This window comes from Peribacillus sp. NPDC097198, assembly GCF_044762055.1.
Classification (GTDB): Bacteria; Bacillota; Bacilli; order Bacillales; family DSM-1321; genus Peribacillus.
Genome location: NZ_JBIWDO010000002.1, coordinates 450,429 through 462,836, shown reverse-complemented (window position 1 = coordinate 462,836; position 12,408 = coordinate 450,429). Strand labels below are relative to the sequence as shown.

Genomic DNA, 12,408 nt, shown 5'->3' with positions numbered 1-12,408 from the left:
TTTTGAGCCATCCTCCTTCCTTCATGAAAGAATGGTATTCTTCGTTTCCTTTCCAAATGCCACAGCAACAGCACCAATTAAAATCGCGATGGTAAAAATCGTGAAGATGGTCGATATCGGTGTATCTCCAGCCACCAGATACCCGACAAGCAACGGCCCCAAGATGCCCCCGACGCGTCCGACTCCAGCTGCTAACCCCGTCCCTGTTCCACGAATGACGGTAGGATACTGTTCAGGTGTATACGCATAAAGCGCCCCCCATGCACCTAAATTGAAAAACGATAGAAACATGCCGGATACGATTAAGAGTGATAAGCCTTCAGCGGAGCCAAAGAAAAATGCACTACCTGCCGTTCCTATTAAATATGTAATCAATACGAACTTACGCCCCATCTTCTCTATCAGCCACGCAGCAGAGAAATAACCAGGCAATTGGGCTAACGTCATGATCAATACATATTCGAAGCTTTGAATCATGCTGAATCCCTTCATGACCATGACACTTGGCAACCATAAAAACATGCCGTAATAGGAAAAGACCACACAAAACCAAAGAATCCATAATACAAGCGTCTGACGTGCGTGCCCTCTTTGCCAGACCATTTTCATATTATCCAGCACTGACAATCTCTGTTTCTTTTCAAGCTCCGTATACTTAGGAGAATCAGGTAATTTCAAGCGTAGATATAGTGCATATAACGCCGGAACTGCACTTAATAACAAAGCCACGCGCCATCCGTATACAGGAATGATGAAATAGGAGATGAGTGCCGCCAACAGCCAGCCGACCGCCCAGAAACTTTCAAGGAGTACCACAACACGTCCCCTTTTACTTGCCTCGACACTTTCAGAAACGAGCGTTGAAGCTACAGGTAGCTCTCCCCCGAGCCCCATCCCTATCAAGAAACGCAAAATTAGGAATAAACTAAGCGTACTGACAGCCGCAGACAGACCGCTCGCAATCGAAAATAATAATAAGGTTATGATAAAGACATTCTTTCTGCCAACCCGGTCTGCCATCGCTCCAAAGAGAATCGCCCCTACTGCCATCCCGATAGAATTGATACTTCCAATCCAGCCGACCTGTTGGCTCGTTAAATTCCAATCCTGTTTCAATGCAACGATGATAAAAGAAAGCATCCCCACATCGAGTGCATCAAACATCCATCCAAAACCGGCGACACCCAGCAGTTTACGCTGCGATATCCCTTTCGCATTGTTTTCCATATTTTCCTCCTAAATCTGATAGTTCTTAATATAGTCTCCCACTTTGATTCTACCTATTAACTTTAAAGTTTACCATATATTTTACACCTGTCTTGACACTTTTCTTTACTCAAATAGGAAAAACGTTGACTCCAAGCCTTTTTCCATTTGAAAATAAAATGTCGAATAGTAATGATTGAATATTCCATCTATTTATTTTATGATAAATATTGGCATATGAAAGCGTTATCAATTAAGTCATCATGTTTTGCCCAATATAATCATTATATTCAGGAGGGAAACAATGACCAATCTAACGTTAGAAGTAAGTGGAAAGCTGGACAAGTTTTTAAAAGGTCCTAAAAAGCTCTATATCAATGGAAAATTCGTAGAAAGTGCCTCGAAGAAGACCTTTACCACTCCCAACCCCGCAACAGGCAAGAAACTCGCAGATGTATATGAAGCGGATAAAGAAGATATCAATTTAGCCGTTAAAGCGGCAAGAAAAGCATTCGATGAAGGCCCATGGTCCAAGATGAGCGCCGCTAACCGTAGCAGGCTGATGTATAAACTAGCAGATTTAATGGAAGAAAACAAAACAGAACTAGCACAATTAGAAACATTGGATAATGGAAAGCCCATTAGTGAAACAACAAATGCGGATATTCCTCTAGCCATTGAGCATATGAGATATTTTGCTGGCTGGTCGACTAAAATCGTCGGCCAAACCATCCCCGTAAATGGAAATTACTTCAACTATACAAAACATGAGGCTGTAGGCGTCGTCGGCCAAATCATCCCTTGGAACTTCCCGCTTCTCATGGCGATGTGGAAACTGGGAGCAGCTCTTGCGACTGGCTGCACGGTCATTTTGAAACCTGCCGAACAAACGCCATTATCCGCCCTTTATTTAGCAGAGCTAATCGCGGAAGCCGGTTTCCCTGACGGTGTCGTCAATATCGTCCCTGGATTCGGTGAAACTGCCGGTCAAGCTCTTGTCGATCATCCTGAAGTCGATAAGATTGCCTTCACCGGTTCTACTGAAGTAGGGAAAATGATCATGCGTTCTGCTTCTTATTCATTGAAGCGCGTGACACTGGAACTCGGAGGGAAATCACCTAACATCATCCTTCCAGATGCCGACTTCTCCAAAGCCATTCCTGGAGCTTTAAATGGTGTCATGTTTAACCAGGGTCAGGTATGCTGTGCAGGTTCCCGGGTTTATATCCAAAAGAAACACTATGATAATGTCGTGGCCGATATGACAAGTCACGCTAAAAAGATCAAACAAGGAGCCGGATTGGACCCGAATACACAAATTGGTCCACTCGTTTCCCAAGAACAGCAGAATCGAGTTCTTGGTTACATCGAAAAAGGAAAAAATGAAGGTGCAGAAATACTGGTAGGAGGAAATAATCCTAGCGATGAAGGCTACTTCGTTTCGCCAACGATCTTTGCCGGCGTAGAAGAGGAAATGACCATTGCCAAGGAAGAAATTTTCGGTCCAGTCATTGCTGCCATGCCGTATGAGAATATAGACGATGTAATCAACCGGGCAAATGCAAGTGAATATGGGTTGGCTGCCGGTTTATGGACAAGCGATCTAGCTAACGCCCATTATGTAGCAGGAAAGTTACGTGCCGGTACTGTTTGGGTAAACTGCTATAATGCATTTGACGCCGCCTCCCCATTCGGTGGTTATAAGCAATCCGGAATCGGACGGGAAATGGGTTCCTATGCCCTTGAAAATTATACAGAAGTGAAAAGCGTCTGGATTAACCTGGACAAATAATTCTTTAATAGAGAGGGTCTTCCGGGACCCTCTTTTCCATGCTCGTTGCACTCTTTTTTATATATTTATTATTGTGATTATTCTCAAATCATTTCAATAGCCATTTCCTATGTACATTTGATAGAATCAAGGTATAGAAAAAGGAGGAATTTTCCTATGTATGAAATCGCCATTATCGGTGCTGGACCTGCTGGTGGAAGTGCCGCTATTTTCACGGCCAAGGCAGGAAAAAAGACCGTCATTCTCGATAGTAATGCAAGTATCACAAAAAAAGCCTGGATGGAAAACCATTATGGCGTGGCCGAAATCTCTGGACCTGACTTAGTCGATATCGGAATCCGACAGGCAAAGAAATTCGGTGCTGAACATATCGAAACAAAAGTCACAGGCATCGAAAAAACGGAACAAGGATTTACAATTGAAACGGAAACTGGCCTTATTGAAGCTTCTCACATCATTCTCGCGACGGGAATGATCACTAATCTAGCCGAAGAAGCGGGAGTCGCGACAAAAGACGGCATAGAGCCTCGGACTAAAAAGGTGTATGACGTGGATTCACTAGGGAAAACATCTGTAGAAGGAATTTGGGCCGCTGGGGCTGGTGCAGGCGTGAGCGTTCATACCATCGTTACGGCCGGTGATGGAGCCAGAGTGGCCATTAACCTATTAAGTGAGATCAACGGCGAACGTTATGTAGATCATGATGTATTGAAAAAATAGTGAGAGTGTTCACAGAAGCTGAGTCCCTGCACTCAGCTTTTCCATCCTCCTCTATTTTTTTATCGGATTTATTTGAACCCCCACGTTTTATGATACATATGTGTAAAAAGTTTCTTTTTTCAGAAACTATCGATACAATTATCCTGTAGATAAGAGAAAGGAAGTTTTAAAAGATGAATGAATTTCAAACCAATTTAGAAAAATACGCAGAACTGGCCGTTAAAGTCGGCGTCAATATCCAGAAGGGACAAAATCTCGTTGTAAACACAACCTTAGAAGGAGCTGAACTTGTTCGCCTCATCGTTAAAAAGGCTTATGAAAACGGCGCACGTAATGTCATCGTTAACTGGAATGACGATATTGTCGGTCGTACAAAATATGAAATGGCCCCCGCTGAAGTATTTAACGAGTATCCAGAATGGCGGGCAAAAGAAACGATCGAGCTTGCTGAAAATGGCGCAGCTTTTCTCTCGGTCATTTCCTCTAGTCCTGACCTTTTGAAAAATGTTCAACCTGAACGGATCGCCAACTTCCAAAAGGCATCGGGTACCGCACTGAAAAAATGGCGTCAATATATGCAGTCCGATAAAGTGAGTTGGTCCATTGTTGCAGTCCCTTCACAAGCTTGGGCTGATAAAGTCTTCCCTGAAGTAGCTGAAGAGAAACGCATCGATGCCCTTTGGGAAGCGATCTTTAAAGGAGTCCGGGTTGATGTAAAAGAACCTGTCGAAGCCTGGAAGAAACACGACGATACGCTTCATGAAAAAGTCGATTATTTAAATGAAAAGCATTACCAAAAATTGCACTACACGGCACCAGGTACGGATTTAACCATCGAATTGCCTGAGAAACACCTTTGGTGCGGAGCTGGCAGCATCAATGAGCAAGGACATGAATTCATGGCTAACATGCCAACGGAAGAAGTGTTCACGGTTCCACTGAAAACAGGCGTAAACGGAACGGTTTCAAGCACCAAACCACTTAGTTACGGCGGCAATATCATCGATCATTTCTCCGTGACGTTCAAGGACGGCCGGATCACGGAAGTGAAGGCTGAACAAGGAGAAGAAATACTGAAACAATTGGTCGAAACGGATGAAGGCTCGCACTACCTAGGAGAAGTGGCACTGGTCCCATTCAATTCGCCCATTTCCCAATCAAACGTATTATTCTTTAATACATTATTTGATGAAAATGCATCCAACCACTTAGCAATCGGAAGCTCTTATGCATTCTGTCTTGAAGGCGGGAAAAACATGAGCCCCGAAGAACTGGCGGAACATGGCCTGAACGAAAGTCTAACCCATGTTGACTTCATGATTGGTTCGGATAAAATGAATATCGATGGTATCAAACAGGACGGCACTTCAGAACCTGTCTTCCGTAATGGGGATTGGGCGTTTTAATAAATTCACTGATATATATGGGGGTTGAGCGTCTATAACTTTGAGTGGTCACAGTTTTGGTCACATCAATAAAAATTAAACAGCTTATCAAGCTCATCAGCCACGTGTTCCTGCATACTGGGAAGCACGTGGCTATACTTATCTTTTCAATTATGAAATCTTGCTTCAATAATGCTTTATAACGCAAAAGAAAAGTAATAGAACCTTAGCATAAAATTCAAGCTAAGGTTCTTTTGTTATTAAGTACTATATTTAAAGCAATTTCAGATTATATACTCATTAATGTATTCATCTTCATTGTGAATTTTCGTGATATTGGAAGGGGTTATCCTTACTTTGGATTTTACATATGAAAAACATTCGCCAATGCTTCCCCCCGTTACAACATCATTAATATGACGCAACAGTCGTTTTCTCTATATAATAAACAATTTTTCTATCGTCTATCTCCAAATACATAGCGAGAGATTTCACAATACCTTCAAAGTTTGTAATATCAAAATCATACGTTTTCTCCTCCATCCTCATGCAATTCAAACAACTATATAAAAATATAAGTTAATAGTATTAAGTTTAGTATTGTTGAAAATATCACAAACCAATTTAGCTCATTGGAATCCTTCTTTTTAGAGTGAAATCCCTTCATGATATTTTCCAGATCTTCTTTGAGAAGATGAAGTTCTTCATTAAGCCACAATAAATTTGTTATGATTTCTTCTTCATTACTTTTGTCTTCAACTTCAATCCATCTGAGTGTGACAAGAATCTCATAAACATTGTGTACTCTTTCTTCTAAATCAGAATCTAAGTATGGAGATGAATTTGCAATTCTGGTTCTTACTTCATTATCTAAAATATTAATATCTTTCCTAACGTTTCTCCTACCCCCGTTTTCTATTACTCTGGAGAGTTCTAATGATTTATTTGCCATTATGAAAAATTCAATCACAGACTCATGTAACACCTCTAATTTCTTATCAATGTACTTATCTTCTCCTTTTCTCTTTAATCCTTCTTTCCATCTTATATGTGTCATTACTTGGTTAATTAAAACTACAATAATAGCAACTAGCCCGCCAATTCCTGCACTTACAAGAGGCATCCATTCATTCAAGGTAACTCACCAACTTTTATTTTTTGTTACTATCTAGTTAAATATTCCTTTAATAAATATACCAAATTTAGGTAACAATGTGTTGACTTTAAGGTCGTCCTAAATCTGAATTAATCAGATTACACGAGGTGCAAACGCGTGGCTTTTTCTATTTATCTATTTTTTTTACTAGCACTTTTAATGGTGTGAAATCCTAATGTCGTTCTCTTACCTCACTTCCAAAAAGGTTAACGTACACTTTTACATTTTTCCATGCTTGTGTGTCCTAAAATCATTTGTAGTTCAAATATATTTACCCCTTGCTGAACACTTAATTTTGCAATGTATGTCGGAACGTATGAGGACTAAACCGAATATCCCTTTATCTTGGACTTTTCCACATAAATACGGATTCTTTGTTGAATACCTTTCCTAGTAATAGGTTTACCATCGATAGAAACAAGCAAAGCGGCACTATCTAGGCTTCCCCTTACTACAATATATTTTTTTAACTGCTTCTTCATTTCGCTTTGAATCGGTACAAGCCTTTCTCTAAATGTCTTAGCGTTTCTTATCCTCAAAAGTCTTTCTTCCCATTGAATATCAACTATGGAAATAGAAATATATTTCTTCTTTCGTAATGCCCTTAAACGTGTATTGATAGAAACAACCTTTATGCCCTTGTAAGTATGCATAACGAATTCCATGTTCTTGTATTTGTTCCTAGGTAAAGTTATAAGGTATTAATATAACTTTTTAATAGACAAAGAAAAAAACGCTTCCCACAATGTGAGAAACATTTTTTTTGACGGTATATTATATTCGTTTAATTGATGATATACCAAACGAAAGTTTTGATACTGGTGGTCGGGTCGAACCGGCACTCCAGAGGGACACGATTTTGAGTCGTGTCGGTAAATATCTCCGTAACCCTAACCATGTAGAGAACGATGATATCAACATTATATAATTCGGAATTATTTTCGGAATAAATTCATTACATACGATTGTATCACTTATACGCAATTTTACATGCCCGGACACCGAAATGCAACTTAAATCTTCGCACACTTTGCCGAGTTGCTAGAATAATTATTCTATTAAAAAGGAGCTCACCGTAATGGAAAGCTCCTTTTTAAAGGCCGAGTAACTGTGACTTTTTGGCACTAAACTCTGCTTCGGTCAATATTCCGCTATCCCTCAGTTCCGCCAGCTTTTTAATCTGATCGGCAAAGTCGCTCTGCACTGCGGGTTTAGAATTACCTGCGATAAGCGAGTCAACTAACGTCTTTATCTCATTCGCAATGTGGATGTGCATTCCCTGGATTTCCGCCGCATTGTTAGACGTTACAATTTCGATACTAGCTTTCAAGCCTTTTACGCGGGTATTAATCGAACTAATATTAGATAAAGGTATGTCTATTTTATCGTTCTGGATAATGCTCACAATTTTATGAGCGATTATTCTCTTATCTGTGACGTAAAGCTGCTCGACAGGCTTAGGAAAAGAAGCTGCTACACCTAATAACTTTTCACCGTCCGCCAATCCGTTCTCAATAAGTTCTATCTGTTTCTGCATTGCCTTTTTACGACCCCAGCCCGCAAGTTTAATCGTTTCCTGTCTCGTATCCATAGATAAGCCTCCTATTTCGACTAAATCGCATATCCTACTTTTTCACTATATTTTACTTTAATTTTAGTATATATTCAACAAACTTTAGGCTATCAGAACGCAATTAATGGACGACTACCCGCGAAACTTTTCTAATTCGCGAGAAATCGTCCTCAGAAACATCCTATTTTTTGGTAACCCTCGTACTTCAACGCGCTAACAGCGTCCTTTAGGTTTTTGCCCTGCCTCTATAGCCAGACCGAGCTTGTTCGGAATATTTACCGGAGCCCCACTAACAGGATTGCGCCCCTTACGAGCTTTCTTTGCTACCGGCTTTACTGTCATGAAGCCGATCAGACGAACTTCTTCGCCGGCCTCCAGCGTTTCGGTAATTGTTTTCTCAAGCGACGCCACCATTTTTCGAACGTCCTTCTGCGTCAGTCCGGTGTCCGCCGCAACCGCCTTAATTAATTCTGATTTATCCATTCCGTTTTCCTCCTTAAATTAAAAAGGCCCGCCGAAGCGAGCCCGTTGATTTTTCCGAATTAAGCTCCGGCAGCTCCTTCGCATCATAGGCCTTCGAATAGCACGATCGCCTTTTTCGAATGGCACCCCAAATTCCGTCAGCCTCGTTGCACGCCCTTCCTTTCGTATAAATAAAAAGACCGCCGGTGAGGGCGACCTGTGTTGCGTATAATCTTCCGAATACGTAGAAAAAGCCAATAGATTTTCTATCGACTTATTGTCTTACTATTAATAAGCTAAAGCAGCCGATAATTAAAGTACAATTCTTTACAAACTTCTACCGGCGATAGCACCCTACGAAAAATCAACCCTTACCTTTAACAGAGCCTATTCATCCCCGTACCTTCCGACCGAATCAGCTCAAGACCGGAATCGGGCAACTAACGTGTGTAACAATCCTCAATTCATTTACAATCACCGGGTCGCCGTCCTCTAACGTCCTACCGCAGAATGAGCAGCATCTTCCTCGCGTTATCTCCTTCATACGACCGACCTCCTTTCCGTACCTTTTCGACGGCTGGACGGGCGAAGCCTTTCAGTTCACGGAACCCTAACGCCTTGTGAGTTCGATGTCACACGGACGACAAAAAAGAAAGCCGAGGCTCTCACCTCGGCATAAAGTTAAAATATTTTTGGCAATAAGTCTTCGAAAAGTGCTCGAACATCCTGCTCAGCTTCATCCCAAATTTCTTGTTCTTTTTCTGAGGCTAAACTAGCCGCCTGTTCTTGGTAGGCATCTAATTTCTCTTCATACGCATCCATTTGCTCTTGGATAAAATCCATCTGGTAACTTTGAGAATTAAAAGCCACATACTTGCTTAAATTAGAACTTTCGTCTAAAAGGTCTAGGATATCGGCCAATAAAGTTGAATCTAAATAATCGTTAATATCAGCCAAACCCTCTCTAAATTGTTTGTAAACGGTTGAATCAATCCATGGAGTCCTCATCAAATACTCTTCCTCAGAAGCAGTATAATGATCCGGATAGGAATATAGATGCTCTCTTAATTTTGTATATAAGTTTTTCATATCTTGTAACTCTGCTATCAATGACATACCCTTCACCCCCGTATAATAGGTTTATTATACTATCAATAAAACATTTTTCCCATCATTAACTCTTATAGGAATTAATATCCTACTTTTCCCCTTGATACACAACTTGCAAATCGTTATCTCCTCGACTGTTTTCTTTCACCAGAGGATAGAACCATGTGTTTCTGGATGCGTTAATTTTGTGTGAAGCAGTGTAAAGTGAAAGTGATTTTTCGGTGTCGGCGTTAGTCTGGCAGCAGAAAAAGAGCATTTAGGGCGGGGCTTTGGGAGAATCACGAAAAAAAGAGGCCGCCCTGTCAACGTCCCCTCTTCGCCCTTATTAACGTACTCTTCGAAATTCCTGTCATTGTTTCGACTTGCTTATATGAATGTGTTTCTAGCAGACTTAAAGCATGCTCAATCTGTTTCTTTCCATACTTCTTTGGTCTTCCTTCGCGAAAGTCAGGACTCTGCCTTGCTATCGCCTTTCCTTCTTGCGTACGTTCGATAATAAGATCACGTTCAAACTCTGCAAACGAGAAGAATATATTTCGAATTAGCTTGCTTGCCGGAGTGTTATCCATAAGTCCAATATTTAATATATGTACTCGTATCCCTCTATTGATTAACTCCGTTACTAGCTCGCTCCCCTGCGTCATAGAACGAGCAAAACGGTCTAGCTTCGTAACTACCAGCGTATCTCCTTCTTTTAGTTCGCTAAGTAGCGCCTGGAACTGTGGGCGTTCTGTATTCGTACCCGTGAACTTCTCCGCGTATATCTTACCGCAACCTTCTGCTTTCAGCGCATTCTCTTGCGCCTGCAAATCCTGTCCAACTGTTGATATCCTAGCATATCCATACTTCATAAAATCCGCCTCAATTCCGGTATCACTTATGGCCCTAAGTTACGACACCTTTTGATACCTTTATTTTAGCGAGTTAGCAAATCGGTGTCAATACTTTTAAGTTATGACACTAAAAGAACATAAAAAAACCGAATTTAATCGGCATTTAAAGGAAGATGAGTCTGAATATTATAATATTTGTTTAACAGTATTTTGGACAATCATCTGAGTACCCTTTTTTAGTAATTCTGGATTCTTTGTAAAAACCCAGAGACCAGCACCAATCCCTACAACGGCAACACCAGCCACTAATGTTCCAAACTTGAGCCCGTGTTCTTTATTATCTTTGGATTCTTTTTCTAATCGATTAAGTATATCAACTATATTTTTATTAATTCTCTCTTTTTCCTCGTAAGTAGTATTTTCTTTTACAGCTTCTTTCCTTAAATCTTCGACAAGCCATCTTAGCGTTCGTAAGTATGTATTACTTGAATACTCATGTATTTTAGTAATATTGTCTAATCCCTCTACAAAGGTTTTAAACGTTGTATTGTTTTCTTTTACAAAATCTTTAAAAACATCTTTACCAAATTCACCTTTGATCTGCATTTCAATTAATTTATTCATGTTATCACTTGTTAGATTATCAGGATTCATTCCTAAATCTTTTATTTTTTCAACTAATTGTTCTCTATCCATTCAAACCGCCCCAGTCTATTTTTAATCGAATTTTACCAGCTCTTTTTTAAGCTAACCTATCATCAACTTATCTCCCATTGCCTTGTGAATCGTTTGGACAAATTGCATATATTTGTAATCACTTAGGTCTATCGACTTAAATCCATTTACCTTATTTTAACTAATTATATTATACATTTACACTTTATCTAAATAAAGGTCCAACACTCTAGTAATTTTAAAGAATTCCATTCATATTGAGTTATTTAGATTTAGACTTCGAAAAACTACCGGCTTTGACCAACGATTTTATGATTTCGAAAATGTTTGAATGGCGTTCGTCTGAGGCGCATGTTCTAGGCCAAAAACGCGAAAAAATCGCAACTTTTCTCAATCCTCAGCAGCCGATTATAGCGCTAATTTTCCGTAACTTTAAGATGCGACATCCTGGCGCCGCAAGGCCGGTTCCATTCCGAGGAAAAAGGTAAAACGCCGTAAAGCTACCGATTTTGAAGGATTGTGAAAGTGTTTGAGCCGGATGTCCATCTGAGGCAGTTTGTAGGTGTATATCGAACGATTCGTTGATCCACGGAGAATACGCGATTAATCAGTGATATGTAACGGAATGTAAACAGGACGGAGCCTTGACGGTTTCTCTCTCCGTAAGCCTGGAAGCTGATTCTTGCGAAGTTTACACTGAATCCTAATTTATCCTAAGATCTGCGTCCAATCCGTCCATTACTCGCAGTAGCTTCCCTGGTGTAATCTTAGAAGGTTAGGACGGTCCAGTATACGAAAATGCTTACAGGCGGACTTTGCCGACTAAGACTTGCGAAGGGTTCCGGCTGAACTAACGAGAAAAACCTTGCGTCCTCATTTCATTCGTCCGCCAACCATACCCTTTTTCGACGGTCCTTACTTATATCTCTTTTTCGAATAAAGAAGTTGGCCGGACGGTAGGACGGCAGTCTCTTATTATTACTGACTAAGATAGATGGGGAACTTCAAAAAACGTCTTCACGCCTACAGCCGAAAGGGTTTTCGCCACTTTTCGCTTGTCCCTGAAATAGCACCTAATTTGCCGTATATGTCCCCAAAAAGGCACCTATTTTTCGAGAGTCAAACGATGTAATACCCTGCCGCGCTATCGCTTGCCTGACCGCTGCTCGCTCCGAGGCTTTGTCCTCCTCCAAGATCAATCTATCTTTTCGTCATAATTCTGCGAAATAACTTACTGAGCCAGAGGCTTGGGGCTTGGAAACGGATGGGAGCAGTCTTCGCCCCTATACGCAGACAAAGCGGAAGGCAATGTCGGCATATAGAAGCAAAGTCGAAATACTTACGTCACCGTCGTTTGGTATCCGTCGTAAAGCCCTTCTGTGACCTCCGATCTTTCGACCGACTGCAGCTCGTACAATATCCGCCCCTGTACGTGGTTTTAACCCTGCCGCAGCACCCTAGCGCCTTAACGCCAACGATAACCCGCCCGGACCTTT

Annotated in this window: 11 protein-coding genes; 3 read left to right on the top strand and 8 right to left on the bottom strand. The window is 40.9% G+C overall.

Translation table 11 applies throughout. From position 1 onward, the window contains the following. Window positions 1-21: 21 nt before the first annotated feature. Complete coding sequence (locus ACIQXQ_RS05330) at window positions 22-1,227, bottom strand: MFS transporter (RefSeq protein ID WP_402955990.1); 1,206 nt, start codon at window positions 1,225-1,227, stop codon at window positions 22-24. Window positions 1,228-1,510: 283 nt separating this feature from the next. Between ACIQXQ_RS05330 and ACIQXQ_RS05325 the strand changes: the two genes are divergently transcribed. From ACIQXQ_RS05325 to ACIQXQ_RS05315, 3 genes are all read left to right on the top strand, one after another. Further along, window positions 1,511-2,998: an aldehyde dehydrogenase family protein gene (locus ACIQXQ_RS05325; protein WP_402955988.1), complete on the top strand. Its 1,488-nt coding sequence runs from the start codon at window positions 1,511-1,513 to the stop codon at window positions 2,996-2,998. Window positions 2,999-3,154: 156 nt separating this feature from the next. Beyond that, window positions 3,155-3,718: an FAD-dependent oxidoreductase gene (locus ACIQXQ_RS05320; protein WP_402955986.1), complete on the top strand. Its 564-nt coding sequence runs from the start codon at window positions 3,155-3,157 to the stop codon at window positions 3,716-3,718. A gap of 173 nt (window positions 3,719-3,891) precedes the next feature. Beyond that, the gene (locus ACIQXQ_RS05315; protein WP_402955984.1) at window positions 3,892-5,124 is read left to right on the top strand and encodes an aminopeptidase; all 1,233 of its coding nucleotides are present in this window, start codon (window positions 3,892-3,894) and stop codon (window positions 5,122-5,124) included. Window positions 5,125-5,665: 541 nt separating this feature from the next. Here the strand turns inward: ACIQXQ_RS05315 and ACIQXQ_RS05310 are convergent. The 7 genes from ACIQXQ_RS05310 to ACIQXQ_RS05280 form a co-directional block, all read right to left on the bottom strand. Next, window positions 5,666-6,238, bottom strand: a complete 573-nt coding sequence (locus ACIQXQ_RS05310; RefSeq protein ID WP_402955982.1) for a hypothetical protein — start codon at window positions 6,236-6,238, stop codon at window positions 5,666-5,668. Window positions 6,239-6,582: 344 nt separating this feature from the next. Beyond that, entirely contained in the window at window positions 6,583-6,924 is a 342-nt protein-coding gene (locus ACIQXQ_RS05305) for a tyrosine-type recombinase/integrase (RefSeq protein WP_402955980.1), read from the bottom strand. 428 nt (window positions 6,925-7,352) lie between these two features. Then, window positions 7,353-7,850 carry an SHOCT domain-containing protein gene (locus tag ACIQXQ_RS05300; RefSeq protein WP_402955978.1) on the bottom strand — a complete coding sequence of 166 codons (498 nt, stop codon included), beginning with the start codon at window positions 7,848-7,850 and terminating at the stop codon, window positions 7,353-7,355. A gap of 195 nt (window positions 7,851-8,045) precedes the next feature. Then, on the bottom strand, window positions 8,046-8,315 hold the full coding sequence (locus ACIQXQ_RS05295) for an HU family DNA-binding protein (protein ID WP_402955976.1): 270 nt from the start codon (window positions 8,313-8,315) through the stop codon (window positions 8,046-8,048). A 660-nt stretch (window positions 8,316-8,975) separates the two neighbouring features. Beyond that, on the bottom strand, window positions 8,976-9,410 hold the full coding sequence (locus ACIQXQ_RS05290; protein WP_402955974.1) for a hypothetical protein: 435 nt from the start codon (window positions 9,408-9,410) through the stop codon (window positions 8,976-8,978). Window positions 9,411-9,706: 296 nt separating this feature from the next. Next, window positions 9,707-10,255, bottom strand: a complete 549-nt coding sequence (locus tag ACIQXQ_RS05285; protein WP_402955972.1) for a recombinase family protein — start codon at window positions 10,253-10,255, stop codon at window positions 9,707-9,709. A 168-nt stretch (window positions 10,256-10,423) separates the two neighbouring features. Continuing rightward, window positions 10,424-10,933, bottom strand: a complete 510-nt coding sequence (locus ACIQXQ_RS05280; RefSeq protein ID WP_402955969.1) for a hypothetical protein — start codon at window positions 10,931-10,933, stop codon at window positions 10,424-10,426. Window positions 10,934-12,408: the final 1,475 nt, after the last annotated feature.